The 26,675-nt window shown below is 70.3% G+C and carries 23 protein-coding genes; 4 read left to right on the forward strand and 19 right to left on the reverse strand.

The genetic code is table 11. The features are described 5' to 3' along the window. Window positions 1-68 precede the first annotated feature (68 nt). Window positions 69-689, forward strand: a complete 621-nt coding sequence (locus AB0F29_RS30180) for a Uma2 family endonuclease (RefSeq protein WP_361878521.1) — start codon at window positions 69-71, stop codon at window positions 687-689. Between the two features lie 34 nt (window positions 690-723). Here the strand turns inward: AB0F29_RS30180 and recQ are convergent, their stop codons facing one another. The 15 genes from recQ to AB0F29_RS30255 form a co-directional block, all read right to left on the reverse strand. Next, a complete protein-coding gene (recQ, locus tag AB0F29_RS30185) occupies window positions 724-2,871 on the reverse strand; it encodes a DNA helicase RecQ (RefSeq protein ID WP_361878524.1) in 2,148 nt (715 codons plus the stop codon). Between the two features lie 147 nt (window positions 2,872-3,018). Beyond that, window positions 3,019-4,683, reverse strand: a complete 1,665-nt coding sequence (gene nuoN / locus AB0F29_RS30190; RefSeq protein ID WP_361878527.1) for an NADH-quinone oxidoreductase subunit NuoN — start codon at window positions 4,681-4,683, stop codon at window positions 3,019-3,021. Further along, entirely contained in the window at window positions 4,680-6,251 is a 1,572-nt protein-coding gene (locus AB0F29_RS30195) for an NADH-quinone oxidoreductase subunit M (RefSeq protein ID WP_361878530.1), read from the reverse strand. The genes nuoN and AB0F29_RS30195 overlap by 4 nt, the downstream gene beginning before the upstream one ends. Before the next feature lie 4 nt (window positions 6,252-6,255). Beyond that, window positions 6,256-8,151: an NADH-quinone oxidoreductase subunit L gene (gene nuoL / locus AB0F29_RS30200; RefSeq protein ID WP_361878533.1), complete on the reverse strand. Its 1,896-nt coding sequence runs from the start codon at window positions 8,149-8,151 to the stop codon at window positions 6,256-6,258. A 12-nt stretch (window positions 8,152-8,163) separates the two neighbouring features. Beyond that, window positions 8,164-8,463, reverse strand: coding sequence for an NADH-quinone oxidoreductase subunit NuoK (nuoK, locus tag AB0F29_RS30205; protein WP_018960446.1), 300 nt, complete (start codon window positions 8,461-8,463; stop codon window positions 8,164-8,166). After that, on the reverse strand, window positions 8,460-9,326 hold the full coding sequence (locus AB0F29_RS30210; protein WP_361878537.1) for an NADH-quinone oxidoreductase subunit J: 867 nt from the start codon (window positions 9,324-9,326) through the stop codon (window positions 8,460-8,462). The genes nuoK and AB0F29_RS30210 overlap by 4 nt, the downstream gene beginning before the upstream one ends. Continuing rightward, window positions 9,323-10,030: an NADH-quinone oxidoreductase subunit NuoI gene (gene nuoI / locus AB0F29_RS30215; protein WP_361878540.1), complete on the reverse strand. Its 708-nt coding sequence runs from the start codon at window positions 10,028-10,030 to the stop codon at window positions 9,323-9,325. Before nuoI ends, AB0F29_RS30210 begins: the two co-directional genes overlap by 4 nt. Beyond that, the gene (nuoH, locus tag AB0F29_RS30220; protein ID WP_361878543.1) at window positions 10,023-11,426 is read right to left on the reverse strand and encodes an NADH-quinone oxidoreductase subunit NuoH; all 1,404 of its coding nucleotides are present in this window, start codon (window positions 11,424-11,426) and stop codon (window positions 10,023-10,025) included. Before nuoH ends, nuoI begins: the two co-directional genes overlap by 8 nt. Beyond that, window positions 11,423-13,933, reverse strand: coding sequence for an NADH-quinone oxidoreductase subunit G (locus AB0F29_RS30225; RefSeq protein WP_361878546.1), 2,511 nt, complete (start codon window positions 13,931-13,933; stop codon window positions 11,423-11,425). Before AB0F29_RS30225 ends, nuoH begins: the two co-directional genes overlap by 4 nt. Continuing rightward, window positions 13,930-15,312: an NADH-quinone oxidoreductase subunit NuoF gene (nuoF, locus tag AB0F29_RS30230; protein WP_361878549.1), complete on the reverse strand. Its 1,383-nt coding sequence runs from the start codon at window positions 15,310-15,312 to the stop codon at window positions 13,930-13,932. The genes AB0F29_RS30225 and nuoF overlap by 4 nt, the downstream gene beginning before the upstream one ends. After that, entirely contained in the window at window positions 15,309-16,163 is an 855-nt protein-coding gene (gene nuoE, locus AB0F29_RS30235; RefSeq protein ID WP_361878810.1) for an NADH-quinone oxidoreductase subunit NuoE, read from the reverse strand. Before nuoE ends, nuoF begins: the two co-directional genes overlap by 4 nt. Before the next feature lie 29 nt (window positions 16,164-16,192). Next, window positions 16,193-17,515, reverse strand: coding sequence for an NADH-quinone oxidoreductase subunit D (locus AB0F29_RS30240; protein ID WP_265599949.1), 1,323 nt, complete (start codon window positions 17,513-17,515; stop codon window positions 16,193-16,195). Beyond that, window positions 17,515-18,243, reverse strand: a complete 729-nt coding sequence (locus AB0F29_RS30245) for an NADH-quinone oxidoreductase subunit C (protein WP_361878552.1) — start codon at window positions 18,241-18,243, stop codon at window positions 17,515-17,517. Before AB0F29_RS30245 ends, AB0F29_RS30240 begins: the two co-directional genes overlap by 1 nt. Then, window positions 18,240-18,794, reverse strand: coding sequence for an NADH-quinone oxidoreductase subunit B (locus tag AB0F29_RS30250; protein WP_018960437.1), 555 nt, complete (start codon window positions 18,792-18,794; stop codon window positions 18,240-18,242). The genes AB0F29_RS30245 and AB0F29_RS30250 overlap by 4 nt, the downstream gene beginning before the upstream one ends. A gap of 18 nt (window positions 18,795-18,812) precedes the next feature. Continuing rightward, window positions 18,813-19,172, reverse strand: a complete 360-nt coding sequence (locus AB0F29_RS30255; RefSeq protein ID WP_003967084.1) for an NADH-quinone oxidoreductase subunit A — start codon at window positions 19,170-19,172, stop codon at window positions 18,813-18,815. An 857-nt stretch (window positions 19,173-20,029) separates the two neighbouring features. Between AB0F29_RS30255 and AB0F29_RS30260 the strand changes: the two genes are divergently transcribed. Then, entirely contained in the window at window positions 20,030-20,890 is an 861-nt protein-coding gene (locus AB0F29_RS30260) for a C40 family peptidase (RefSeq protein ID WP_361878557.1), read from the forward strand. A 1-nt stretch (window position 20,891) separates the two neighbouring features. Here the strand turns inward: AB0F29_RS30260 and AB0F29_RS30265 are convergent, their stop codons facing one another. The 3 genes from AB0F29_RS30265 to AB0F29_RS30275 all read right to left on the reverse strand — a co-directional run bounded on the left by AB0F29_RS30265 (window position 20,892) and on the right by AB0F29_RS30275 (window position 24,482). Next, window positions 20,892-22,103 carry a Cmx/CmrA family chloramphenicol efflux MFS transporter gene (locus tag AB0F29_RS30265; protein ID WP_361878560.1) on the reverse strand — a complete coding sequence of 404 codons (1,212 nt, stop codon included), beginning with the start codon at window positions 22,101-22,103 and terminating at the stop codon, window positions 20,892-20,894. Between the two features lie 459 nt (window positions 22,104-22,562). Next, a complete protein-coding gene (locus tag AB0F29_RS30270; RefSeq protein WP_265599953.1) occupies window positions 22,563-22,739 on the reverse strand; it encodes a hypothetical protein in 177 nt (58 codons plus the stop codon). 459 nt (window positions 22,740-23,198) lie between these two features. Next, window positions 23,199-24,482 (reverse strand): geranylgeranyl reductase family protein, encoded by a 1,284-nt coding sequence (locus AB0F29_RS30275; protein WP_361878563.1) that lies wholly within the window; start codon window positions 24,480-24,482, stop codon window positions 23,199-23,201. A gap of 97 nt (window positions 24,483-24,579) precedes the next feature. On the opposite strand from AB0F29_RS30275, the gene AB0F29_RS30280 reads away from it, so the two are divergent. Further along, the gene (locus AB0F29_RS30280; protein ID WP_361878566.1) at window positions 24,580-25,107 is read left to right on the forward strand and encodes a GNAT family N-acetyltransferase; all 528 of its coding nucleotides are present in this window, start codon (window positions 24,580-24,582) and stop codon (window positions 25,105-25,107) included. 150 nt (window positions 25,108-25,257) lie between these two features. Here AB0F29_RS30280 and AB0F29_RS30285 read toward each other — a convergent pair whose 3' ends face one another. Beyond that, the gene (locus AB0F29_RS30285; protein ID WP_361878569.1) at window positions 25,258-25,950 is read right to left on the reverse strand and encodes a demethylmenaquinone methyltransferase; all 693 of its coding nucleotides are present in this window, start codon (window positions 25,948-25,950) and stop codon (window positions 25,258-25,260) included. 207 nt (window positions 25,951-26,157) lie between these two features. Here AB0F29_RS30285 and AB0F29_RS30290 point away from each other — a divergent pair, with 207 nt between their 5' ends. Further along, window positions 26,158-26,667: a SigE family RNA polymerase sigma factor gene (locus AB0F29_RS30290; RefSeq protein WP_361878813.1), complete on the forward strand. Its 510-nt coding sequence runs from the start codon at window positions 26,158-26,160 to the stop codon at window positions 26,665-26,667. Window positions 26,668-26,675 lie beyond the last annotated feature (8 nt).

A 26,675-nucleotide genomic window follows, 5' to 3' on the forward strand; every position in this document is an offset into this window, starting at 1 on the left:
TCACACGTTCGGGGGAGCCTTGTCCGGTCTCGGCGGACCAGCAGGTCAGGCCCGCGAGACTCCTCCCCATGAGAGCACCGACGAGCACCGAACCCGAGGCCTCCGAGCCGCGGTGGGCGGTCCCGCCCGAGGGCGGCTGGACCGCCGATGACCTGGACACCCTCCCGAATCTGCCTCCGCACACGGAGCTGATCGACGGAAGTCTGGTCTTCGCCTGCCCGCAGACCCTGTTCCATTCGTGGGCGATCACCTTCTTCGGCGAGCACGTACGGGCAGCCGCACCCGCCTCCCTGGAGACGCTCAGCCGCTTCACCATCGACGTCGACCGGTACAACCGGCCCGAACCCGACGTGATCGTCGTCCCCCGATCCGTCATCCGGAGCATGGACCAGACGCGGGTGCCCGGCCCTTCCGTGGCTCTGGCCATCGAGGTGGTCTCCCACGAGACACTGACCCGCGACCGCGAGACCAAGCCCGTGAAGTACGCCCGCGCGAAGATCCCCCACTACTGGCGGGTGGAGAACCACGACGGGCAGGCCGTGGTGTACGTCTTCGAGCGGGAGCCGGCCACCGGCGCGTACACCTCGACGGGGATCTTTCACGACCGGATGAAGGTGTCGGTGCCCTTCGCCGTCGACCTGGACCTCACGGCGATCACGCCCCGCCGCCGGGCGGCGGACCTGGCATAGGTCCCGCCGCCCCTCCCCCACCGCCCGGTACGCCTCACTCGTACTCGGGCGGTTCCTCGTCCCAGCCGAACTCGGGGTCGCTGTGCTGCGGGGCCGGGGCTTGTGTTCGGGCCGGGGCGGTCGCCGGGCGCGACGCGGGGGCCGGGTTCGTGGCTTGCGTACGGGCCGGGGCCGCCGCCGGGCGCGACGCGGGCACGGGAGCCGCAGGGGCGGCCGCGGGGGTCGGGGCCGTCGGTGCGGGAGCTTCCGCCGCCGCCCCCGGGGACGTCTGCGCCAGGACCTCCAGCACGCCCTCCCCGTACGTCGCGAGCTTCTTCTCGCCCAGGCCGCTGACGCCGCCCAGCTCCGCGAGGGAGCTCGGGTGCAGCGTCGCGATCTCGCGCAGCGTGGCGTCGTGGAAGATGACGTACGCCGGGACGCCCTGCTCCTTCGCCGTCGCCCCGCGCCAGGCGCGCAGCGCCTCGAAGACCGGGACCGCGGACTCGGGGAGATCGGCGGCGGCCGCCTTGCCCTTGGCGCCCTTGGCGCCGCCGGCGGAGGACGACGACCGGGACGTCGGCTTCTTCGGCTCCTTGCGGAGCAGCACGTCCCGCTCCCGCCCCAGGACCGTCGCGCTCTCGTCGGTCAGGACCAGCGTGCCGTATTCCCCCTCGACCGCGAGCAGCCCCTGGGCCAGCAGCTGGCGCACCACGCCGCGCCACTCCGCCTCCGCCAGCTCCTCGCCGATGCCGAAGACGGAGAGCTGGTCGTGGTCGAACTGGATGACCTTGGCGGTCTTGCGGCCCAGCAGGATGTCGATGATCTGGCCGGCGCCGAACTTCTGGTTCCGTTCGCGCTTCAGCCGCACCACCGTGGAGAGCAGCTTCTGCGAGACGACCGTGCCGTCCCAGGTCTCCGGCGGGGCCAGGCAGGTGTCGCAGTTGCCGCAGGCGGGGGCCGTGGGTGCCTGGCCGAAGTAGGTCAGCAGCTGGGCCCGGCGGCACTGGACCGTCTCGCACAGGGCCAGCATCGAGTCCAGATGGGAGGCGGCCCGGCGGCGGAACGCCTCGTCGCCCTCGCCGCCCTGGATGAGCTTGCGCTGCTGGACGACGTCCTGGAGTCCGTACGCCATCCAGGCCGTCGACGGCTCCCCGTCACGGCCCGCGCGGCCGGTCTCCTGGTAGTACCCCTCGACGGACTTGGGGAGGTCGACGTGGGCGACGAAGCGGACGTCCGGCTTGTCGATGCCCATGCCGAACGCGATGGTCGCGACGACGACGAGCCCCTCCTCGCGGAGGAAGCGCGCCTGGTGGGTGGCGCGCGTCCCGGCGTCCAGGCCCGCGTGGTACGGCACGGCCTCCACGCCGTTGCGGCAGAGGTACTCCGCGATCTTCTCGGTGGAGTTGCGCGAGAGGCAGTAGACGATGCCCGCGTCCCCGGCGTGCTCCTCCTTGAGGAAGGAGAGGAGCTGCTTCTTGGGCTCGGACTTCGGCACGATCCGGTACTGAATGTTCGGCCGGTCGAAGCTCGCGACGAAGTGCTTCGCGTCCGGCATGCCGAGGCGGCGGGTGATCTCCTCGTGCGTGGCGTGGGTCGCGGTCGCCGTCAGGGCGATGCGCGGAACGTCCGGCCAGCGCTCGCCGAGCACGGACAGGGCCAGGTAGTCGGGGCGGAAGTCGTGGCCCCACTGGGCGACGCAGTGCGCCTCGTCGATCGCGAAGACGGAGATCTCGCCCCGGGCCAGCAGGGAGAGGGTGGAGTCCAGCCGCAGCCGCTCCGGTGCGAGGTAGAGCACGTCCAGCTCGCCCGCGAGGAACTGCGCCTCCATCGAGCGGCGCTCGTCGAAGTCCTGCGTGGAGTTCATGAAGCCGGCCCGGACGCCGAGCGCCCGCAGGGCGTCGACCTGGTCCTGCATGAGGGCGATCAGCGGGGAGACGACGATTCCGGTGCCCCGCCTGACCAGGGACGGGATCTGGTAGCAGAGGGACTTTCCGCCACCGGTGGGCATGAGCACGACCGCGTCGCCGCCCGCCACCACATGCTCGATGACCGCGCCCTGCTCGCCGCGGAACGACTCGTACCCGAAGACGCGGTGCAGCGTCCGACGCGCCTCGCTCTCACCGCCCGTGCCGCTCTCACCGCCCGTGGCGCTCTCGCCGCCCGTGTCGGTGTCGGTCACCGTCCCGGTCACATCCATGGTCACACCCAATGCTCTGTCCCCCGAGGTCCGCGCGTCCGGCCCTGTCCGTCCTGCTCTCGTCCCCGTCCACGATAGGCGGCGGCAACGACAACGCCGGACGGTCTGTGGATAACCGACCGTCCGGCGCTGCTGTCGCTCATACTGCGCGGGCTACCGCACGAACACTCCCGCCTGGCTCGCCAGGTCCAGGAAGTACTGCGGGGCCAGGCCCAGCACCAGGGTGACGGCGACGCCGACCGCGATCGTCGTCATGGTCAGCGGGGACGGGACGGCGACCGTGGGGCCGTCCGCCTTCGGCTCGCTGAAGAACATCAGGACGATCACGCGGATGTAGAAGAAGGCGGCGACGGCCGAGGAGAGCACACCGACGACGACCAGCCCGCCGGCCCCGCCCTCGGCGGCCGCCTTGAACACCGCGAACTTCCCGGAGAACCCGGAGGTCAGCGGGATGCCCGCGAAGGCCAGCAGGAACACCGCGAAGACCGCGGCGACCAGCGGCGAGCGTCGGCCGAGCCCGGCCCACTTCGACAGGTGGGTGGCCTCGCCGCCCGCGTCCCGCACCAGGGTGACGACGGCGAACGCGCCGACCGTCACGAAGGAGTAGGCCAGCAGGTAGAAGAGGACCGAGGAGATGCCCTCCGGGCTGGCCGCGATGACGCCCGCGAGGATGAAGCCCGCGTGCGCGATCGAGGAGTAGGCCAGCAGCCGCTTGATGTCGGTCTGGGTGATCGCGACGACCGCGCCGCCCAGCATCGTGATGATGGCCACCCCCCACATGACCGGCCGCAGGTCCCAGGCCAGGCCCGGCAGCGCCACGTACAGCAGGCGCAGCATCGCGCCGAACGCCGCGACCTTCGTGGCGGCGGCCATGAAGCCGGTCACCGGGGTCGGGGCGCCCTGGTAGACGTCCGGGGTCCACATGTGGAACGGGATCGCACCGACCTTGAAGAGCAGGCCGACCAGGACCATCGCGCCGCCGATGAGCAGCAGCGCGTCGTTGCCCATGGTGTCGGCGAGGGCCGGGTCGATCTCCAGGACCGACCCGTCGACGACATTGGCGATGTCGGCGTACGAGAGGGAGCCCGCGTAGCCGTAGAGGAGGGCGATCCCGAAGAGGAAGAACGCCGAGGAGAACGCGCCGAGCAGGAAGTACTTCACGGCGGCCTCCTGCGACAGCAGCCGCTTGCGGCGGGCCACGGCGCACAGGAGGTAGAGCGGGAGGGAGAAGACCTCAAGCGCGATGAACAGGGTCAGCAGGTCGTTGGCGGCCGGGAAGACCAGCAGCCCCGCCACCGAGAAGAGGAGGAGCGGGAAGACCTCGGTGGTGGCGAAGCCGGCCCGGACGGCGGCCTTCTCGCCTTCACCGCCCGGTACGGCTCCGGCCTGGGCGGCGAAGGAGTCGACCCGGTTTCCGTGGGCGGTGGGGTCCAGCCTGCGCTCGGCGAAGGTGAACACCGCCACCATGGCGACCAGGAGAATGGTGCCCTGGAGGAACAGGGTGGGGCCGTCGATCGCGATGGCGCCCATGGCCACGATCCCGGCGTCCGTGGTGCCGTATCCGCCGGCCGCGAGGCCGACGATCGCGGCGAACGAGCCGGCGACCGCCACCACGGTCAGGAGGAGCTGGGCGTGGTAGCGGGCCCGGCGCGGCACGAAGGCCTCCACCAGGATGCCCAGGACGGCGGCGACCACGATGATCAGGACCGGCATCAGCTGGGTGTACTCGATCTTCGGCGCCGTGAACGTGCTGCCCGGTGCCGCCGATGTCACCCCGCTCGCCGTCGTCCACAGGCTGTGGACAGCTGTTGCGCTCACTTGGCGGCCTCCACCTCGGGCTGGGGGTCCTTCTTCTGTACGTCGGACATGGTGTGCTCCACCGCCGGGTTGACGACCTCGGTGAGCGGCTTCGGGAAGACGCCCAGGAAGATCAGCACGGCGATCAGCGGAAGCGCGACCGCCAGCTCCCGGGCCCTGAGGTCCGGCATGGACCGGACCGATTCCTTCACGGGGCCGGTCATCGTGCGCTGGTAGAGGACCAGGACGTAGAGCGCGGCGAGCACGATGCCGGAGGTGGCGATGATGCCGGCCACCGGATACGCGCTGAACGTGCCGACGAGGACCAGGAACTCACTGACGAACGGGGCGAGTCCGGGCAGCGACAGGGTGGCGAGCCCGCCGATGAGGAACGTCCCGGCCAGCACGGGGGCGACCTTCTGCACCCCGCCGTAGTCCGCGATGAGCCGCGATCCGCGCCGGGTGATGAGGAATCCGGCGACCAGCAGCAGCGCGGCCGTCGAGATCCCGTGGTTGACCATGTAGAGGGTGGCGCCCGACTGGCCCTGGCTGGTCATCGCGAAGATGCCCAGGATGATGAAGCCGAAGTGCGAGATCGAGGCGTAGGCGATGAGCCGCTTGATGTCGCGCTGGCCGACCGCGAGCAGCGCCCCGTACACGATGGAGACGAGCGCCAGGGTGATGACCACCGGCGTCGCCCACTTGCTGGCCTCCGGGAAGAGCCCGAGGCAGAAGCGGAGCATCGCGAAGGTGCCGACCTTGTCGACGATCGCGGTGATCAGCACGGCGACCGGCGCGGTCGCCTCGCCCATCGCGTTGGGCAGCCAGGTGTGCAGCGGCCAGAGCGGGGCCTTGATCGCGAAGGCGAGGAAGAACCCGAGGAAGAGCCACCGTTCGGTGCTGGTCGCCATCTCCAGGGAGCCGTTGGCCCGGGCCTCGGTGATCTCGGAGAGCGAGAAGCTGCCCGCGACCACGTACAGCCCGATGACGGCGGCCAGCATGATCAGGCCGCCGGCCAGGTTGTAGAGGAGGAACTTGACCGCCGCGTACGACCGCTGGGTCGCGGCGTTCTCGTCGGTGCCCGCGTGGGCCCGGTCGCCGAAGCCGCCGATGAGGAAGTACATCGGGATGAGCATGGCTTCGAACAGGATGTAGAAGAGGAAGACGTCGGTGGCGACGAACGACAGGATCACCATGGCCTCGACCATGAGGATCAGGGCGAAGAAGCCCTGCGTCGGACGCCAGCGCGAGGACTTCGTCTCCTGGGGGTCGGCGTCGTGCCAGCCCGCGACGATGACGAACGGGATCAGCAGCGCGGTGAGGCCGAGGAGCGCCACCCCGATGCCGTCCACGCCCAGTTCGTAGCGGACGCCGAAGTCGGCGATCCAGGACCGGGACTCGGTGAGCTGGTAGCGGTCGCCGCCCGGTTCGAAGCGGAGGAAGACGACGGCCGCCAGGACGAGCGTGCCGAGCGAGAAGAGCAGCGCGAGCCATTTGGCCGCGGTGCGCCGCGCGGCGGGGACCGCGGCGGTGGCGATGGCGCCGATCGCCGGGAGCGCCGCCGTCGCGGTCAGGAGGGGAAAGGACATGTGATCAGACCGCCCTCATCAGCAGGGTCGCGGCGATGACGACCGCCGTACCGCCGAACATCGAGACCGCGTAGGTGCGGGCGTAGCCGTTCTGCAGCTTGCGCAGCCGGCCGGAGAGCCCGCCGACCGAGGCGGCCGTGCCGTTGACGACGCCGTCGACCAGGGAGTGGTCCACGTAGACCAGCGAGCGGGTGAGGTGCTCGCCGCCGCGGACCAGAACCACGTGGTTGAAGTCGTCCTGGAGGAGATCGCGGCGGGCGGCCCGGGTGAGGACCGAACCGCGCGGGGCGACGACGGGCACGGGCTTGCGCCCGTACATCGCCCAGGCGATCCCGACGCCGATGACCAGGGCCACCACGGTGGCTCCGGTGACCGTGGCCGCGCTGAGCGGGGCGTGCCCGTGGTCGTAACCGGTGACGGGCTCCAGCCAGTTGATGAACCGGTCACCGATGGCGAAGAACCCGCCGGCGAAGACCGAGCCGAAGGCCAGCACGATCATCGGGATCGTCATCGACTTCGGGGACTCGTGCGGGTGCGGCTCGTGGCCCTCCGCGTCCGGCTGCCAGCGCTTCTCGCCGAAGAAGGTCATCAGCATCACGCGCGTCATGTAGAACGCGGTGATCGCTGCGCCCAGCAGGGCCACGGAGCCGAGGATCCAGCCCTCGGTGCCGCCCTTGGCGAAGGCCGCCTCGATGATCTTGTCCTTGGAGAAGAAGCCGGACAGGCCGGGGAAGCCGATGATGGCCAGATAGCCGAGGCCGAAGGTGACGAAGGTGACCGGCATGTACTTCCGCAGGCCGCCGTACTTGCGCATGTCGACCTCGTCGTTCATGCCGTGCATGACGGAGCCCGCGCCGAGGAAGAGCCCGGCCTTGAAGAAGCCGTGCGTCACCAGGTGCATGATCGCGAAGATGTAGCCGATGGGGCCGAGGCCCGCGGCCAGGATCATGTAGCCGATCTGCGACATCGTGGAGCCGGCCAGGGCCTTCTTGATGTCGTCCTTCGCGCAACCGACGATCGCACCGAAGATCAGCGTGACCGCGCCGACGATGACGACGACCGTCTGGGCGTCCGGGGCGGCGTTGAAGATCGCGCCGGAGCGGACGATCAGATAGACGCCGGCGGTGACCATGGTCGCGGCGTGGATGAGGGCGGAGACCGGGGTCGGGCCCTCCATCGCGTCGCCGAGCCAGGACTGGAGCGGCACCTGGGCCGACTTGCCGCAGGCGGCCAGCAGCAGCATCAGCCCGATGGCGGTCAGCTTGCCCTGGCTCGTCTCGCCCGCCGACTCCAGCACCGGCCCGAAGGCGAAGGTGCCGAAGGTGGTGAACATCAGCATGATGGCGATCGACAGGCCCATGTCGCCGACCCGGTTGACCAGGAAGGCCTTCTTCGCGGCGGTGGCCGCGGTGGGCTTGTGCTGCCAGAAGCCGATGAGCAGGAACGACGCCAGACCGACGCCCTCCCACCCGACGTACAGCAGGAGGTAGTTGTCGGCGATGACCAGGATGAGCATCGCCGCGAGGAACAGGTTGAGATAGCCGAAGAAGCGGCGCCTGCGCTCGTCGTGCTCCATGTAACCGATGGAGTAGATGTGGATCAGCGTGCCCACACCGGTGATGAGCAGGACGAACGTCATCGACAGCTGGTCGAGCTGGAAGGCGATGTCGGCCTGGAAGCCCTCCACCGGAATCCAGCTGAACAGGTGCTGGTGCAGGGCCCGGTCCTCGGCGTCCTTCCCCAGCATGTCGGTGAACAGGATCAGTCCGACGACGAACGAGGCGCCGGCCAGGACGGTGCCGAGCCAGTGGCCGGTCTTGTCCAGGCGGCGTCCGCCGCAGAGCAGGACCGCCGCTCCGAGCAGGGGCGCCGCGACGAGCAGCGCAATCAGGTTCTCCACGTTTCCGACCCCTTACAGCTTCATCAGGCTGGCGTCGTCGACCGAGGCCGAGTGGCGGGAGCGGAACAACGACACGATGATCGCGAGTCCGACGACGACTTCCGCGGCGGCGACGACCATCGTGAAGAACGCGACGATCTGCCCGTCGAGGTTGCCGTGCATCCGGGAGAACGTGACGAGCGCCAGATTGCAGGCGTTGAGCATCAGCTCGACGCACATGAACAGCACGATCGTGTTCCGCCTGATCAGCACCCCGGAGGCGCCGATCGCGAAGAGCAGGGCCGCGAGGTAGAGGTAGTTGACCGGGTTCACTTGGCGGCCTCCGAATTCTCCGCCGCGGACGGGGGATTGGCTCCGCGCGCCACGGCGTCCGCGTCCTCGCGTCCGAGCCGCTCCCCGGAGCGCTGCTCCAGGGCCTTGAGATCGGCGAGGGACTGCTGCGAGACGTCACGGATCTGACCGCGCTGACGCAGCGTCTGCATGACGGTCAGCTCGGACGGGGTGCCGTCGGGCAGCAGGCCGGGGATGTCCACCGCGTTGTGCCGGGCGTAGACGCCGGGGGCGGGCAGCGGCGGGAGGTGCTTGCCGCGCACGCGCTCCTCGGACATCTCCCGCTGGGTCTTGGCCCGTTCGGTGCGTTCGCGGTGCGTGAGCACCATCGCGCCGACCGTCGCGGTGATCAGCAGGGCGCCGGTGATCTCGAAGGCGAAGACGTACTTGGTGAAGATGAGGTTGGCGATTCCCTCGACGTTGCCGCCGTGTTGCGCGTTGGCCGCGCCGAGCCCGTTGAAGGTGCTCAGGGAGGCGTTGCCGATGCCCGCGATCAGCAGCACGGCGAACCCGAGAGCACACCCGAGGGCCAGCCAGCGCTGCCCCTTGAGGGTCTCCTGGAGGGAGTCGGCCGCGGTGACGCCGACGAGCATGACGACGAAGAGGAACAGCATCATGATCGCGCCGGTGTAGACGACGATCTGGACGATGCCAAGAAAATACGCGCCGTTGGCGAGGTAGAAGACCGCGAGGACGATCATGGTCCCGGCGAGCGAGAGGGCGCTGTGCACGGACTTCTTCATCAGCACCGTGGAGAGCGCGCCGATCACGGCGACGGTGCCCAGGATCCAGAACTGGATGGCCTCGCCGGTCGAGGTGGTGGTGGCTGCGGCCAGCGCGTTCACGCCCCCACCCCCTTGTCCGGCCGGGTGGCGTCGGCGGCCCGGGTGGACTCGATGGGGTCCTCGTCGGGCTTGTCGCTCTCGCCCTTGGACACGGCCGTCTGACGGACCGTGCCGGGGGCGGCCTCGGTGACCACGCCCCGGTAGTAGTCCTGCTCGTCCATGCCGGGGAAGATTGTGTGCGGGCTGTCGACCATGCCCTCCTCCAGGCCCGCGAGCAGCTCGTCCTTGGTGTAGATGAGGCTCTCGCGGGTGGTGTTGGCCAGCTCGAACTCGTTCGTCATCGTCAGCGCCCGGGTGGGGCACGCCTCGATGCAGAGTCCGCACAGGATGCAGCGCGCGTAGTTGATCTGGTAGACGCGGCCGTAGCGCTCTCCCGGGGAGTAGCGCTCCTCCTCGGTGTTGTCCGCGCCCTCCACGTAGATCGCGTCCGCCGGGCAGGCCCAGGCGCACAGCTCGCAGCCGACGCACTTCTCCAGGCCGTCCGGGTGGCGGTTGAGCTGGTGGCGGCCGTGGAAGCGGGGCGCCGTCACCTTCGGCGTCTCCGGATACTGCTCGGTGAGCCGCTTCTTGAACATGGCCTTGAAGGTCACGCCGAAGCCGGCCACGGGGTTCTGGAACTTCTCCCCCGACTCCCCTGCCTGACCTGCCTGCCCCGAGGACCCAGCGGATCCCGATGAGCCCGTGAGCTCTGGTTTCTCAGACACCGCCGGCCTCCTTTCCGTCACTCGCGCTTTCGTCACTCTGAGTATCCGCTCCACCACTGACAACGAGCTCCCGCTCCCGTCGTGGTGTGCGCCTGGGCACCGGCGGCAGGGTCTGTCCGGGCAGCGGAGGCACCGGGAACCCGCCCGCCATCGGGTCGAAGGCGGGCTCCGGTCCGGCCGCTTCCTCCTCGGCACGGTTCCTGCGGTCGCGGAACATGTCGACGACGAACGAGATCAGCAGGATCGCGATCACGGCCGCACCGACGTACAGCACGATCCGGGAGAAGTCGTAGCCCTCGTTGCGCAGGGCGCGGACGGTGGCGACGAGCATCAGCCAGACGACCGAGACCGGGATGAGGACCTTCCAGCCCAGCTTCATCAACTGGTCGTAGCGGACGCGGGGAAGCGTGCCGCGCAGCCAGATGAAGAAGAAGATCAGCACCTGGAGCTTCAGGAAGAACCAGAGCATCGGCCACCAGCCGTGGTTCGCTCCCTCCCAGAAGGCGGAGATCGGGTACGGGGCCCGCCAGCCGCCGAGGAACAGCGTCACCGCGATCATCGACACGGTCACCATGTGGATGTACTCGGCGAGCATGAACATCGCGAACTTGATGGAGCTGTACTCGGTGTTGAACCCGCCGACCAGGTCGCCCTCGGACTCCGGCATGTCGAACGGCGCCCGACTGGCCTCACCGACCATGGTCACCATGTAGATGATGAACGAGACCGGCAGCAGCATGATGTACCAGCGGTCCGCCTGCGCCTCCACGATCGTCGAGGTGGACATCGACCCGGAGTAGAGGAAGACCGAGGCGAAGGCCGCGCCCATGGCGATCTCGTACGAGATCATCTGGGCGGACGAACGGATTCCGCCGAGCAGGGGGTACGTCGAGCCCGAGGACCAGCCGCCGAGGACGAAGCCGTACACCCCGACCGCGCCGACGGCGAGGATGTAGAGCGCGGCGATCGGGAGGTCGGTGAGCTGCATCGTGGTGCGCTGCCCGAAGATCGAGACCTCGTTGCCCGCCGGGCCGAAGGGGATCACCGCGATCGCCATGAACGCCGGGATCGCGGCGAGGATCGGCGCGAGGACGTAGACCGCCTTGTCCGCGCGCTTGACGATCACGTCTTCCTTCAGCATCAGCTTGATGCCGTCGGCGAGCGACTGGAGCAGTCCCCAGGGGCCGTGCCGGTTGGGGCCGACGCGCAGCTGCATCCAGGCGACGACCTTGCGCTCCCACACGATGGAGAACAGCACGATCAGCATCAGGAACGCGAAGCAGAAGACCGCCTTGATGGCGACGAGCCACCAGGGGTCGGTGCCGAACATCGAGAGATCCTCGGCGGCGAGGACGACGCTCTCGGGCGCCGTCGTGAATGCGGCGAGGCCAGTCACGCTCGTACCTCCGATGGTTCGACGGGAGCACCCGGTGCGGCGGCGGGACCGATCCGCACCAGGCCGCCGGGGTTCGCGCCGGTGTCGGCGGGGATGCCGCGCCCCATCGAGTTCAGCGGCACCCAGACCACCCGGTCCGGCATGTCGGTGACCGCGAGGGGCAGTTCGACGGTGCCCGCGGGGCCGGTGACGGCGAGCAGGTCGCCGTCCTTGACGCCGGACTCGGCGGCGGTGACCGCCGAGAGCCGGGCGACGGCCGCGTGCCGGGTCCCGGCGAGCGCGGTGTCGCCGTCCTGGAGCCGGCCGAGGTCGAGCAGCATCCGGTGGCCGGCGAGGACCGCCTCGCCGTCGCCGGGCCGGGGCAGCGGCTGCGCGCTCTCGCGCGGGTCCTCCGCGTGGCCGCCCTCCCAGCCGCCGAGCCGGTCCAGCTCGCGGCGGGCGGCGGTCAGGTCCGGCAGGGCGAAGTGCACGTCCATGGCGTCGGCCAGCATGTGCAGCACCCGGGAGTCCGTCGGCGCCAGCGTCCGGGGCAGCTGCTCCGGCTTCAGCGCCGCCTGGAACATCCGGACCCGGCCCTCCCAGTTGAGGAAGGTGCCGGACTTCTCCGCGACGGCGGCGACCGGGAAGACCACGTCCGCCCGGGCGGATACCGCGCTCGGCCGCAGTTCCAGCGAGACCAGGAAGCCGACCCCGTTCAGCGCCTGGAGGGCGCGGTTCGGGTCGGGCAGGTCCTCGACGCCGACCCCGGCGACGAGGAGCGCGCCCAGTTCGCCGGTGGCCGCGGCCTCGACGATCTGGCCGGTGTCGCGGCCGTGGCGGGTGGGCAGTTCGGCCACGCGCCACAGCTCCGCGACCTCCTCGCGGGCCCGCGGGTCGGTGGCCGGGCGGCCGCCGGGCAGCAGGGTGGGGAGCGCGCCCGCCTCCACCGCGCCCCGGTCGCCCGCCCGGCGCGGGATCCACACCAGGCGTGCGCCGGTGGCGGTGGCGGTGCGTACGGCGGCGGACAGCGCTCCGGGCACTCCGGCGAGCCGTTCACCGACGATGATCAGGGAGTGCTCGGCGCGGAGCGCCTCGGCCGCCGCGGCCCCTTCGGCCTCCAGGCCGACGCCGCCCGCGATCGCGTCCAGCCACTCGGTCTCGGTGCCGGGGGCGGCGGGCAGCAGCGTGCCGCCCGCCTTCACCAGGCCCCGGGTGGCGTGCGACGCCAGCGCGAAGGTCTTCTGGCCGCTCTTGCGGTGGGCCTTGCGCAGCCGCAGGAAGACGCCGGGCGCCTCCTCCTCGGACTCGAACCCGACGAGCAGGACCGCGGGTGCCTTCTCCAGCGCGGTGTACGTGACCCCCTCGCCGTCCAGGTCCCGGCCGCGTCCGGCGACCCGGGCGGCCAGGAAGTCGGCCTCCTCGGCGCTGTGCACCCGGGAGCGGAAGTCGACGTCGTTGGTGTCGAGGGCGACCCGGGCGAACTTGCTGTACGCGTAGGCGTCCTCGACGGTCAGCCGGCCGCCGGTCAGGACGCCGGTACGGCCGCGGGCGGCGAGGAGCCCGGCCGCCGCGGCTGCCAGGGCCTCGGGCCAGCTCGCCGGTTCCAGCTCGCCCTCGGCGTTGCGTACCAGCGGGGTGGTGAGCCGGTCGCGCTGCTGGGCGTAACGGAAGCCGAACCGCCCCTTGTCGCAGAGCCACTCCTCGTTGACCTCGGGCTCGTTGGCCGCGAGGCGGCGCATGACCTTGCCGCGCCGGTGGTCGGTCCGGGTCGAGCAGCCGCCCGCGCACTGCTCGCACACCGAGGGGGTGGAGACCAGGTCGAAGGGGCGGGAGCGGAAGCGGTACGCCGCCGAGGTCAGCGCGCCGACCGGGCAGATCTGGATGGTGTTGCCGGAGAAGTACGACTCGAAGGGGTCGCCCTCGCCGGTGCCGACCTGCTGGAGGGCGCCGCGCTCGATCAGTTCGATCATCGGGTCGCCCGCCACCTGGTTGGAGAACCGGGTGCAGCGCGCGCAGAGCACGCACCGCTCGCGGTCCAGCAGCACCTGGGTGGAGATCGGGACGGGCTTCTCGAACGTCCGCTTCTTGCCCTCGAAGCGGGAGTCGGCGCCGCCGTGCGACATCGCCTGGTTCTGGAGCGGGCACTCGCCGCCCTTGTCGCAGACGGGGCAGTCCAGCGGATGGTTGATCAGCAGCAGCTCCATCACGCCCTTCTGCGCCTTCTCGGCGACAGGAGAGGTGATCTGCGACTTGACGACCATGCCGTCGGTGCAGGTGATGGTGCAGGAGGCCATCGGCTTGCGCTGGCCCTCGACCTCGACGATGCACTGGCGGCAGGCGCCGGCGGGGTCGAGGAGCGGGTGGTCGCAGAAGCGCGGGATCTCGATGCCGAGGAGCTCGGCGGCGCGGATGACCAGGGTCCCCTTGGGGACGCTGATCTCGATGCCGTCGATGGTCAGCGTGACCAGGTCCTCGGGCGGGATCGCCGCCTCGCCGCCCCCGGAGGGCGCACTCGTGGTGACTGTCATGCGTTCACCCCCCGGTGAGCGTTCTTGCCGTCGGTGTTCTTGTCGTCGGCCCAGGCCGTGGACCGGGCGGGATCGAAGGGGCAGCCCTTGCCGGTGATGTGCTGCTCGTACTCCTCGCGGAAGTACTTGAGCGAGGAGAAGATCGGCGAGGCGGCGCCGTCGCCGAGCGCGCAGAACGACTTGCCGTTGATGTTGTCGGCGATGTCGTTGAGCTTGTCGAGGTCGGCCATCTCGCCCTTGCCGGCCTCGATGTCGCGGAGCAACTGGACCAGCCAGTACGTCCCTTCGCGGCAGGGTGTGCACTTGCCGCAGGACTCGTGGGCGTAGAACTCGGTCCAGCGGGTGACGGCCCGCACGACGCAGGTCGTCTCGTCGAAGCACTGGAGCGCCTTGGTCCCGAGCATGGACCCGGCGGCGCCGACGCCCTCGTAGTCGAGGGGGACGTCGAGGTGCTCCTCGGTGAACATCGGGGTGGAGGAGCCGCCCGGGGTCCAGAACTTCAGGCGGTGACCGGACCGGATGCCGCCGCTCATGTCGAGGAGCTGGCGCAGCGTGATGCCGAGCGGGGCCTCGTACTGGCCGGGGCTGGTGACATGGCCGCTGAGCGAGTAGAGCGTGAAGCCCGGGGACTTCTCGCTGCCCATCGACTTGAACCAGTCCTTGCCCTTGTTCAGGATCGCGGGAACCGAGGCGATGGACTCGACGTTGTTCACGACAGTGGGGCAGGCGTACAGACCGGCGACCGCGGGGAAGGGGGGCCGCAGCCGGGGCTGGCCACGCCGTCCTTCGAGAGAGTCGAGCAGCGCGGTTTCCTCACCACAGATGTACGCACCGGCGCCCGCGTGCACCGTGAGTTCCAGATCGAGTCCTGAACCCAGGATGTTCGTCCCCAGATAACCCGCCTCGTACGCCTCTCGTACGGCCTCGTGCAGTCGTCGCAGCACGGGAACGACCTCACCGCGCAGATAGATGAACGCGTGCGACGAACGGATCGCGTAACAGGCGATCACCATGCCCTCGATGAGGCTGTGCGGGTTCGCGAAGAGGAGCGGGATGTCCTTGCAGGTCCCCGGCTCCGACTCGTCGGCGTTGACAACTAGATAGTGCGGCTTGCCGTCCCCCTGCGGGATGAACTGCCACTTCATCCCGGTGGGGAAGCCCGCGCCGCCGCGTCCGCGCAGACCGGAGTCCTTGACGTACGCGATGAGGTCGTCGGGCGTCATGGCGAGTGCCTTGCGCAGCCCTTCGTAGCCGTCGTGGCGGCGGTAGGTGTCCAGGGTCCAGGATTCGGGCTGGTCCCAGAAGGCGGAGAGGACCGGTGCAAGCAGCTTCTCGGGGCTCGTCCCGTTGTGGTCGATCTCGGCGGCCAAGGTCATCACTCCCCCTCCTCGGCTGCGGGCCCGGCCGGGTGCTCCGGGTCGGAGGCCGAGGTCTGCTGCGGTGCGTCGTGCGAGCTGATGTGCTCGGACGGCGAAGGGTCGTGCGGTTGCGCGTCCTGGGGCTGCGCGTCCTGCGGTTGCGCGTCCTGGGGCTGTCCGGCGCGCGGGGAGACCACGCGCGCCTGCGGGAGCGCCTCGCCCTTGGCGAGCTTCAGCCCGACGAGGGAGGCGGGGCCCGCGCCGCCGGTCGCCGCGACGGCGCCGGGCCGCTCGTCGGGGAAGCCGGCCAGGATGCGGGCCGTCTCCTTGTACGAGCAGATCGGCGCGCCCCGGGTGGGCTCTACGGTCCGGCCGGCGATCAGGTCGTCGACGAGTTGCGTGGCGCTCTGGGGCGTCTGGTTGTCGAAGAACTCCCAGTTGACCATCACGACGGGCGCGAAGTCGCAGGCGGCGTTGCACTCGATGTGTTCGAGGGTGACCTTGCCGTCGTCGGTGGTCTCGTTGTTGCCGACGCCGAGGTGCTCCTTGAGCGTGTCGAAGATGGCGTCGCCGCCCATGACCGCGCACAGGGTGTTGGTGCAGACGCCGACCTGGTAGTCGCCGCTGGGCCTGCGCCGGTACATGGAGTAGAACGTCGCGACGGCGGTGACCTCGGCGGTGGTGAGGTCGAGCGTCTCGGCGCAGAAGGCCATGCCCGTACGGGAGACGTATCCCTCCTCGGACTGCACGAGGTGCAGCAGCGGCAGGAGGGCGGAGCGGCTGCCGGGGTAGCGGGCGAGCACCTCCTTGGCGTCCGCGTCGAGCCGGGCGCGCACCTCGGCCGGGTAGGGGGTGGCGGGGAGCTGCGGCATCCCCAGACTGACGTCTTGGCGTGATGTGGTCACCGGTCGACGCCTCCCATCACGGGGTCGATGGACGCGACGGCGACGATGACGTCGGCGACCTGGCCGCCTTCGCACATCGCCGCCATGGCCTGGAGGTTGGTGAAGGACGGGTCGCGGAAGTGGACCCGGTAGGGGCGGGTGCCGCCGTCGGAGACGACGTGCACGCCGAGTTCGCCCTTGGGGGACTCGACGGCGGTGTACACCTGACCGGCCGGGACCCGGAAGCCCTCGGTCACCAGCTTGAAGTGGTGGATCAGGGCTTCCATGGAGGTGCCCATGATGTTCCGGATGTGGTCGAGCGAGTTGCCGAGTCCGTCCGGGCCGAGGGCGAGCTGCGCGGGCCAGGCGATCTTCTTGTCGGCGACCATGACCGGCCCGGGCTCCAGGCGGTCGATGCACTGCTCGATGATGCGCAGCGACTGGCGCATCTCCTCCAGGCGGATCAGGAAGCGTCCGTAGGAGTCGCAGGTGTCGGCGGTCGGGACGTCGAAGTCGTAGGTCTCGTAGCCGCAGTACGGGTCGCTCTTGCGCAGGTCGTGCGGGAGTCCGGCGGAGCGCAGCACCGGGCCGGTGGCGCCGAGCGCCATGCAGCCGGTGAGGTCGAGGTAGCCGACGTCCTTCATCCGGGCCTTGAAGATCGGGTTGCCGGTGGCGAGCTTGTCGTACTCCGGCAGGTTCTTCTTCATGGTCTTGATGAACTCGCGCAGCTGGTCGACCGCGCCCGGGGGCAGGTCCTGGGCGAGGCCGCCGGGGCGGACGAACGCGTGGTTCATCCGCAGGCCGGTGAAGAGCTCGAAGAGGTCGAGAACCAGTTCACGATCGCGGAAGCCGTAGATCATGATCGTGGTCGCGCCGAGCTCCATGCCGCCGGTGGCGATGCACACGAGGTGCGAGGCGAGCCGGTTGAGCTCCATCAGCAGGACGCGCAGGACGGTGGCCCGGTCGGGGATCTGGTCCTCGATGCCGAGGAGCTTCTCGACGCCCAGGCAGTACGCCGTCTCGTTGAAGAACGGCGTCAGGTAGTCCATCCGCGTGACGAAGGTGGTGCCCTGCGTCCAGTTGCGGAATTCGAGGTTCTTCTCGATGCCGGTGTGGAGGTAGCCGATGCCGCAGCGGGCCTCGGTGACGGTCTCGCCGTCGATCTCCAGGATGAGGCGCAGCACGCCGTGCGTGGACGGGTGCTGGGGGCCCATGTTGACGATGATGCGCTCGTCGTCGGACTTCACCGCGGATTCGACGACCTCGTCCCAGTCGCCGCCGGTGACTGTATATACAGTCCCCTCGGTCGTGGCACGGGGCGTTGCGTGGGGAGTGGTCATCAGGAGTACGACCTCCGCTGGTCCGGAGCCGGGATCTGGGCGCCCTTGTACTCGACGGCGATGCCGCCGAGCGGGTAGTCCTTGCGCTGCGGGAAGCCCTGCCAGTCGTCCGGCATCATGATCCGGGTCAGGGCCGGGTGCCCGTCGAAGACGAGCCCGAAGAAGTCGTACGCCTCGCGCTCGTGCCAGTCGTTCGTCGGGTAGATCTCGACGAGCGACGGGATGTGCGGGTCGCTGTCCGGGGCGGAGACCTCCAGCCGGATCAGCCGACCGTGGGTGAGGGACCGCAGGTGGTAGACGGCGTGCAGCTCGCGGCCCTTGTCGCCCAGGAAGTGGACGCCGCTCACGCCCGTACAGAGTTCGAAGCGCAGGGCGGGGTCGTCGCGCAGGGTGCGGGCGACCTGGACCAGGTGCTCACGGGCGATGTGGAAGGTCAGCTCGTCGCGGTCGACGACCGTCTTCTCGATGGCGTTGGAGGGGAGCAGGTCCTGTTCCTCCAGGGCCCCTTCCAGCTCGTCGGCGACCTCGTCGAACCAGCCGCCGTACGGCCGGGAGGCGGCTCCCGGCAGGGTGATGGTGCGGACGAGGCCGCCGTAGCCGGAGGTGTCGCCGCCGTTGTTGGCGCCGAACATGCCCTTGCGGACGCGGATGACCTCGCCGCCGGTGTCGCGCGGGGCGGGTACGGCGTTGCCGTTCTGCTCGCCGTTGGCGTCGGAGTTCTCGGTCACCGCAGCAGCCCCTTCATCTCGATCAGGGGCAGTGCCTTGAGGGCCGCTTCCTCCGCCTCGCGGGCGGCCTCCTCCGCGTTGACCCCGAGCTTGCCGTTCTGGATCTTCTGGTGGAGCTTGAGGATGGCGTCCAGCAGCATCTCGGGGCGAGGCGGGCAGCCCGGCAGATAGATGTCGACCGGGACAATGTGATCAACACCCTGCACAATGGCGTAATTGTTGAACATGCCACCCGATGACGCACAAACCCCCATGGAAATGACCCACTTGGGATTCGGCATCTGGTCGTAGACCTGCCGCAGGACGGGCGCCATCTTCTGGCTCACCCGTCCCGCGACGATCATCAGGTCCGCCTGTCGCGGCGATCCGCGGAAGACCTCCATCCCGAACCGGGCCAGGTCGTAGCGGCCCGCGCCGGTCGTCATCATCTCGATGGCGCAGCAGGCCAGTCCGAACGTGGCCGGGAAGACGGACGACTTCCGCACCCAGCCCGCGGCCTGCTCGACCGTGGTCAGAACGAAGCCGCTCGGCAGTTTCTCTTCGAGTCCCATGGTGTGCCCCTCAGCCCCTCAGTCCCATTCCAGGCCGCCGCGACGCCATACATACGCATAGGCGACGAAGACGGTGAGCACGAAGAGCAGCATCTCCACGAGCCCGAAGATCCCCAGGGCGTCGAAGGAGACCGCCCAGGGATAGAGGAAGACGATCTCGATGTCGAAGACGATGAAAAGCATCGCCGTCAGGTAGTACTTGATCGGAAAGCGGCCGCCTCCGGCGGGAGTCGGGGTGGGTTCGATACCGCACTCGTACGCTTCGAGCTTTGCCCGGTTGTACCGCTTGGGGCCGATAAGCGTGGCCATGACCACGGAGAAGATCGCAAACCCTGCCCCGAGGGCGCCGAGCACGAGGATGGGCGCGTAGGCATTCACGCTCCTCGCTCCTTCCAGTCGTCCTTGACCTGTGGACCGCATCGGGCGACCGGCTCGCCACCTCACCAAGATCGTGCACATGTGAGGCAGTTCACAAGCCCGACTGCCCCGCATCCTATGCCCGGCCCCCTGTGATCTGCGACACGGGGTACGACAACGGCTTTGTGATCTCCACCACCTGACGAAGGATCATGAAGTCCTATGAGCGGTGATCTTCGTACGCGAAGCGGCCGAGTGATCACGAGACGTGACATTCGATGGCGTTACCGCTGGTCAAAGGCGTGCCGCGCTATCAATCGACAGCCCGTACAAGCAAATTGGCGATGGAATGCCCCGGGGTGATAAGGGTGCCGGTCGTGATCGACGACGGCCCGCACGAGGAGCGGTGGGGGCCGATCCGGACATGTGCACGCATTCACGAACTTCCGGATCGAGCACCCGGAGGCCGCCCCCGCGTCGGCCCGGCGCCCGAGTGGAGTCGCCGCCTCCGCCGGCCAGGGACGGCCTCGACGTGATCGCGGGGACCCGCGGGCGACCGAGGGCCGCCGCGGGGCACCCACGCGGATCACGGTCGCGAGGGTTGCCCGTGCCGACGGACCCACACTGTGACCTGCGCCACTCGACCCCGCACCCCCGAAAGCCGGGCTTGGCCATCAGTGTGAACGGATGGTAGGCGACGGGCAATTCGGGCGTATTACCGAAAGGCAATGTTCACGGCCCTGTTAAGCTCTGCCCGATTTGCCCGTTACGGCGTCAATAAGGGCGGCCAGAAAGCGGATTCACAGATTCCGAACGTAACTGTGTCGCAACACACGTTTCTTGATGGGACCCCTACAGCCCTGATAGCGCTAGTACCCATGTCCCTCACCGCTCACATACCCAGCCACCGGAAGCCCCGTCAGCGCGCCTCGAAGTCGGCACTGCGAGCCGGAGTTGCCGGTGGCGTCCTCAGCACCATCGCGGTCGCGGGTGCCGCCGGTCCGGCCCAGGCCGAGCCGGTGACCCAGACGATCGAGATGCCCACGATCACGTCCGGCTTCTCCACCGCCGTGGCCGCCTCCGCCCAGGCCACCCAGCAGGTCGCCCTCGACCTGGAGACGCAGGCCGACGAGGACGCCGCGGCCGAGAAGGCCGCCAAGACGGCCAAGAAGGCGCACGCCGAGGCCGTCCGCAAGGCCGAGGCCGAGAAGAAGGCCGAAGCCGCCGCGAAGGCCAAGGCGGAGGCCGAGGCCGAGGAGCGCGCCGAGCGCGCCTCCCGGACCTCCGAGCGCACGACGCTCAGCGCCTCCTCGGGCTCGTCGGGCTCCTCGGACTCGGGCAGCTCCGCCTCCGCACCCTCTTCCTCCTCTTCCTCGAACGTGAGCGGCTCCGCCGCCTCCATCGTGGCGTTCGCCAAGGCGCAGGTCGGCGACGCGTACGTGCCCGGCGGCACCGGCCCCAACTCCTGGGACTGCTCCGGCCTGACCCAGGCCGCGTACCGCACGGCGGGCATCGACCTGCCGCGCGTCTCGCAGTCCCAGTCGACGTTCGGCACCCAGGTCTCCCTGGACAACCTCCAGCCCGGCGACATCCTCTACTGGGGCAGCGCGGGCAGCGCGTACCACGTCGCGATCTACATCGGCGGCGGCGAGTTCGTCGGTGCGCAGAACTCCAACACCGGCACGGTGCAGCGCTCCATGGACTACGACCGGCCGACCGGCGCGGTCCGCGTTCTCTGATTCACAAGCGCCCGTCGGCGCTCAGGTCGACAGCCTCTGAGGGCCGCCGCTCCCCCGCTCGGGAGCGGCGGCCCTTCGCCGTCGTCGCGGCGACGAGCAGGGCCAGCACCATCAGCAGGGCGCTCACCCAGACCGGGGCCCGGTAGCCGAACCCGGCGTCCAGGGCCAGGCCGCCCGCCCACGGGCCCACCGCCGCCCCCAGGTTGAACGCGGTCGTCGAGAAGGCGCCGGCCAGCGTCGGGGCCCCGGCGGCGAGGCCCAGGACCCGGGTGATCAGGGCGGTGCCCGTACCGAAGGCGAGCATGCCGAGGAGCGGGATCAGCGCCAGGGCGAGCACCGGGCGACCCGCCGTCAGGGCGAGGGCCGCCCAGCCGAGGGTGAGGGCGGTCATGCCCGTGGCGATGACGGCGACCGGGCGGGCGTCGGCGAACCGGCCCGCCACCGTGACCCCGGCGAACGAACCCGCCCCGAACAGCGCCAGGGACACCGGCACCCACCCCGCGCCCAGCCCCGTCTCCCGGGTGAGGAGCGGCTCCAGGTAGGAGAAGGCGCAGAAGGTCGCCCCCTGCACCAGGGCCATCGTGAGCAGGACCGGCCGCGGCCCGGGGCCGGTCAGCGCGCGCAGTTCGTCCCGCACGGGTACGGGTGCGGCGCCCGCGTCCGTGCCCCGGCCGCCCGGGATGGAGCGCAGGACCGCGAGGAAGGCGGGCAGCGAGACGATCGCGACCGCCCAGAAGGCCGACCGCCACCCCCACCGCTCCCCCAGCACCGCACCGGCCGGTACGCCCACGACGCAGGCGATCGTCACGCCGCCGACCACCACGGCGGTGGCCCGGCCCTTCAGCCGGTCCGGGACCATCGCGATGGCCGTGGTCAGCGCGACCGCCCAGAAGCCGGCGTTGGCGAGGGCCCCGACGAAACGGGTCGCCAGGAGCACCTCGTAGCTCGGGGTGAGAGCGCCGACGACATGGACGGCGACGAACACCGCGAGGAAGAGGAGCAGGGCACGGCGGCGGGGCCAGGCGCGGCCCGCAAGGGCCATCAGGGGTGCGCCGACGACCATTCCGATGGCGAAGGCGGAGGTGAGGAGGCCGGCGGCGGAGAGGGAGACGTCGAGGTCGGCGGCGATGCCGGAGACGAGCCCGGACAGCATGAACTCGGAGGTGCCCTGGGCGAAGACCGCGAGCCCCAGGACGTAGACGGCGAATGGCATGGGTGAGTAGCCCCTTGGACGGAACCGTCGGGTGGACAGACAGACCGGAGTGCGGGGATACGGGCCGCGGAGACGTCCGCCGGTGGTCCGGCGGGACGGTGCGGGAGAAGTGCCCGGCGGTGATCGGCCGGTGGCACGGAGAAGTGCCCTGCGGTGACGATCGGCCGGTGGCACGAACCCCGCGTACGGCGGTGCTTCAGCGCGTACGCGAGGGGGAACGGCCCGTGCCCGCGGTGAGCGGGGGGCGTGGAACCGTGATGAAGGGGGCCGGTGACCCGTGGGTCAGCCGGCGACGCTCAGCACGAACACGGCCACCGGCGCACCGGTGGCCTGAGTCTGTCGGACTCGGGGCTGGCCATGGCAGAGAGGCTACCGGGCGGGCGGCGGGGCCTCCAGCGGTTTTCCGGGCCGGAGGGGACCGCCACCTCGGTTCCGGGCCGGAGGGTACCGCCGCCCGGATCAGCGGCGGCGCGGGCGGCGGGTCGTCCGCTCCGGCTCCTTGGCCGAGGTGGTGGGCGCGGGCAGCGCGTCGTACGTGGCGTCGAAGTCCTCGTCCTCGTCCGTCGCGGTGGGGTCCACGGCGAAGCGGGGCTCCAGGAAGAGCCCGTGGTGCTGGGGCAGGGAGGCGGTGGTCATGGCTGTCTGTCCTTGGGGTCGAGCAGCGCTGTATCGGCTTGTTCCGTACCCCGCTGGCCTGCGTTCGATGTGAGCGTGCGTCAAGAAGAGTGGCACGCACCGCGTGCCGCCACTGCGGGCGGGGGCGGGCGGGCGCCGTCCGGTCCGGTACTGCCGACGACCGGGGGCGCGCAAATCATCGCACACGATCACCTGGGGGGATGAGGATTAACACCGGAGGCGGCCGGAGCGCCGGATTCGGGGTGCTCAGGGGACGACGCGGAAGTGCGTGGCCGGCCGCCGACGGCACTCCCCCGCCTGACGTCCCTTTCGTGCGGGTGGTCGGCCTCGGCGCCGCCCAGCCCGGCCGGGGCCCGCCCCCTGATGCCCTCCGAGTGGTGAAGGCCCTCCTGCGGCACCCGGGCCCGGGTGGCCCGCCCCTACGAGCGCACGCGTGCGGCGGACCCTTCCTGAGCGGCCTCAGGCCTTCGGGGCCACCTTCGACAGGCCGTTGATGATGCGGTCCATCGCGTCGCCGCCCTGCGGGTCGGTCAGGTTGGCCAGCATCTTCAGGGTGAACTTCATCAGCAACGGGTGGGTCAGACCGCGCTGGGTGGCGATCTTCATGATCTTCGGGTTGCCGATCAGTTTCACGAAGGCGCGGCCCATCGTGTAATAGCCGCCGTAGGTCTCCTTGAGCACCTTCGGGTAGTTGTTCAGGGCCAGTTCGCGCTGGGCGGGGGTGGCGCGGGCGTGGGCCTGGACGATGACGTCGGCCGCGATCTGGCCCGACTCCATGGCGTACGCGATGCCTTCGCCGTTGAACGGGTTGACCATGCCGCCCGCGTCGCCGACGAGGAGGAGGCCCTTGGTGTAGTGCGGCTGGCGGTTGAAGGCCATCGGGAGGGCCGCGCCGCGGATCGGCATCGTCATGTTGTCCGGGGTGTAGCCCCAGTCCTCCGGCATCGAGGCGCACCAGGCTTTGAGGACCTCGCGCCAGTCCAGCTCCTTGAAGGCGGAGGAGGAGTTGAGGATGCCGAGGCCCACGTTGGAGGTGCCGTCGCCCATGCCGAAGATCCAGCCGTAGCCGGGCAGCAGGCGGTCCTCGGAGCCGCGCTTGTCCCACAGCTCCAGCCAGGACTCCAGGTAGTCGTCGTCGTGGCGGGGCGAGGTGAAGTAGGTCCGCACGGCGACGCCCATGGGGCGGTCCTCGCGGCGGTGCAGGCCCATCGCCAGGGAGAGCCGGGTGGAGTTGCCGTCGGCGGCGACGACGAGCGGGGCGTGGAAGGTGACCGGGGTCTTCTCCTCGCCGATCCTCGCCTCGACGCCGGTGATGCGGCCGGTGCGCTCGTCCCTGATGGGCGCGCCCACGTTGCAGCGCTCGTACAGCCGGGCGCCGGCCTTCTGCGCCTGCCGCGCCAGCTGCTCGTCGAAGTCGTCGCGCTTGCGGACCAGACCGTAGTCCGGGTAGGAGGCGAGGTCGGGCCAGTCGAGCTGGAGCCGTACACCGCCGCCGATGATGCGCAGGCCCTTGTTGCGCAGCCAGCCCGCCTCCTCGGAGATGTCGATCCCCATGGAGACGAGCTGTTTCGTGGCGCGGGGCGTGAGCCCGTCGCCGCAGACCTTCTCGCGGGGGAAGGCGGTCTTCTCCAGGAGCAGGACGTCGAGTCCCGCCTTGGCGAGGTAGTAGGCGGTCGTGGAGCCGGCTGGGCCCGCTCCGACGACGATCACGTCCGCGCTGTGCTCGGAGAGGGGCTCGGTCACGGTCGGATCTCCCGAAGACTCGAATTCGCGTGCCGCGCGGCACATGTCCCGTGCAGTCTATGGGGGCCTGCGAACCAACCCTCCGAAGGGCTCCCTCATGTCGACAGCACCTGTCCTCCCCCATGCTTCGGCCCCCGCCGTACGCCTCCGGGTTCCGACCGACGAGGACGCCCTGGCCTGGCATCGGGTCTTCGACGACCCGCGGGTGATGGAGTTCTTCGGCGGGCGGAGCGCGGAGCTGTCCGCGTACGAGGAGCTCACCGCACGCCAGCGGCGGCACGACGCGGTGCTGGGTTACTGCCTGTGGACCGTCACGGACGAGGATGACGCCGTCCTCGGCTTCACCGGGGCGCAGCCGTGGCCGCACTCGCATTACGGGCCGGTCGGCGCGACCGAGATCGGCTGGCGGCTGGGGCGCCCGGCGTGGGGCCGGGGTTACGCCACCGCCGCCGCCCGCACGACGCTGGAGCGGGTACGGGCGGCGGGGGTGGGCGAGGTCGTCGCGATGGTCCACTCGCGCAACGCCCGGTCGATGGCGGTCGCGGAACGGCTCGGGATGCGGCGGGCCGAGTCGTACGCCACCCCGCGCGGCCAGGAGGCCGTCTGCTTCCGGCTGGAGCTGTGAGCCCGGGGCCGTATCCGGGCCCGTGGACGGTCCCGGTCCGGGTCCACGGACGGGAGCCGTAGCCCGGACCGTGACCGGCCCCGGACCGTGACCGGCCCCGGACCGTGACGGACCCCGGGCCGTCACGGACCCCGGACCGTCACGGGAACGTCAGGCGCGGGTGGCCCGGTGCAGGGCCACCACGCCGCCGGTCAGGTTGCGCCAGGCGACCTTCGACCAGCCGGCCTTCTGGAGCAGTGCGGCGAGGGCGGGCTGGTCGGGCCAGTCGCGGATGGACTCGGCGAGGTAGACGTACGCGTCCGGGTTGGAGGACACCGCGCGGGCGGCCGGGGGGATCGCCCGCATGAGGTACTCCGTGTAGACCGTGCGGAACGGGGTCCAGACCGGCTGGGAGAACTCGCAGATCACGACGCGGCCGCCGGGCTTCGTCACCCGGTACAGCTCGCGCAGCGCGACCTCGGTGTCCTGGATGTTGCGCAGCCCGAAGGAGATCGTGACGGTGTCGAACGTCTCGTCCTTGAACGGCAGCTTCATCCCGTCGCCCGCGGTGAACGGCATCCAGGGGTGGCGCTCCTTGCCGACCTTGAGCATGCCGAGCGAGAAGTCGCACGGTACGACGTAGGCGCCCGCCTTCACGAAGGGCTGCGAGGAGGTCGCCGTGCCGGCCGCCAGGTCGAGGATCTTCTGCGCGGGTCGGGCGTCGACCGCCCGGGCGACCGCCTTGCGCCACAGCCGGGCCTGGCCGAGCGAGATCACGTCGTTGGTCAGGTCGTAGTTGGCCGCCACACCGTCGAACATCGAGGCGACTTCGTGCGGCTGCTTTTCCAGGGAGGCTCGGGTCACCCTGCCATTCAAGCAGCCCGGCTACCCGGATCAGCGGGGGCGGTCGCCGGGTCCCGCCCCTCCCTCGAACTGATCTTCACTTCTCTTCAACCTTTTCGGCACCCCGGTGCTCTGTAAGGGGTGGGAGTCCGCCCAGGGGCGGAGTCCGGGGGAGCACGGAAGCGCGAGGAGAGGGGAGGGCGGATGCCCGCAGCGGCTGAGCCCGCCATGGCCGCCGGCGAGGGCGCCGCGTTCGAGGCGTACGCCCGGACCGGGCAGCGCCGGCTGTACCGGACGGCCTACCTGCTGTGCGGAGACGTCGAGGGCGCGCAGGACCTGACGCAGACGACGCTCGCCAAGCTGTTCCAGCACTGGCGGAAGGCGAGCAGGGCGGACAACCTCGACGCCTACGCCAAGACCGTGCTCGTCCGTACCTTCGTGGCCGAACGCCGCCGCACCGTGGCCGATCTGCTCGCCCACCGACGCAACGCGCCCCGCCCGCAGCCCAACCCCGCGCCGGGCGCCGATCTCCGGGTCACGCTGCTCGCCCTGCTCGCCGAACTCCCTCCCCGGGCACGGGCAATGGTCGTCCTGCGCTACTGGGACGACCTGAGCGTGGAGACCGTGGCCTCGCTGCTGCGGTGCAGCGAGTCCACGGTGAAGAGCCAGTGCTCGCGTTCGCTCGTCCGCCTGCGCGCCCGGATGGGCGACGTCCAGCTCTACTCCTCCGGAAGCTGAGGGCCGGT

This window comes from Streptomyces sp. NPDC026589, from assembly GCF_040638385.1.
Lineage (GTDB): Bacteria > Actinomycetota > Actinomycetes > Streptomycetales > Streptomycetaceae > Streptomyces.

What these genes read in the sequence shown, in the direction of transcription:
- AB0F29_RS30180 (WP_361878521.1), top strand. Translation starts at nt 69, where the DNA reads ATGAGAGCACCGACGAGCACCGAACCCGAGGCCTCCGAGCCGCGGTGG.
- AB0F29_RS30195 (WP_361878530.1), bottom strand. Translation starts at nt 6,251, where the DNA reads ATGTCCTTTCCCCTCCTGACCGCGACGGCGGCGCTCCCGGCGATCGGC.
- AB0F29_RS30225 (WP_361878546.1), bottom strand. Translation starts at nt 13,933, where the DNA reads ATGACAGTCACCACGAGTGCGCCCTCCGGGGGCGGCGAGGCGGCGATC.
- nuoE (WP_361878810.1), bottom strand. Translation starts at nt 16,163, where the DNA reads ATGCCGCAGCTCCCCGCCACCCCCTACCCGGCCGAGGTGCGCGCCCGG.
- AB0F29_RS30240 (WP_265599949.1), bottom strand. Translation starts at nt 17,515, where the DNA reads ATGACCACTCCCCACGCAACGCCCCGTGCCACGACCGAGGGGACTGTA.
- AB0F29_RS30250 (WP_018960437.1), bottom strand. Translation starts at nt 18,794, where the DNA reads ATGGGACTCGAAGAGAAACTGCCGAGCGGCTTCGTTCTGACCACGGTC.
- AB0F29_RS30260 (WP_361878557.1), top strand. Translation starts at nt 20,030, where the DNA reads ATGTCCCTCACCGCTCACATACCCAGCCACCGGAAGCCCCGTCAGCGC.
- AB0F29_RS30265 (WP_361878560.1), bottom strand. Translation starts at nt 22,103, where the DNA reads ATGCCATTCGCCGTCTACGTCCTGGGGCTCGCGGTCTTCGCCCAGGGC.
- AB0F29_RS30270 (WP_265599953.1), bottom strand. Translation starts at nt 22,739, where the DNA reads ATGACCACCGCCTCCCTGCCCCAGCACCACGGGCTCTTCCTGGAGCCC.
- AB0F29_RS30280 (WP_361878566.1), top strand. Translation starts at nt 24,580, where the DNA reads ATGTCGACAGCACCTGTCCTCCCCCATGCTTCGGCCCCCGCCGTACGC.
- AB0F29_RS30290 (WP_361878813.1), top strand. Translation starts at nt 26,158, where the DNA reads ATGGCCGCCGGCGAGGGCGCCGCGTTCGAGGCGTACGCCCGGACCGGG.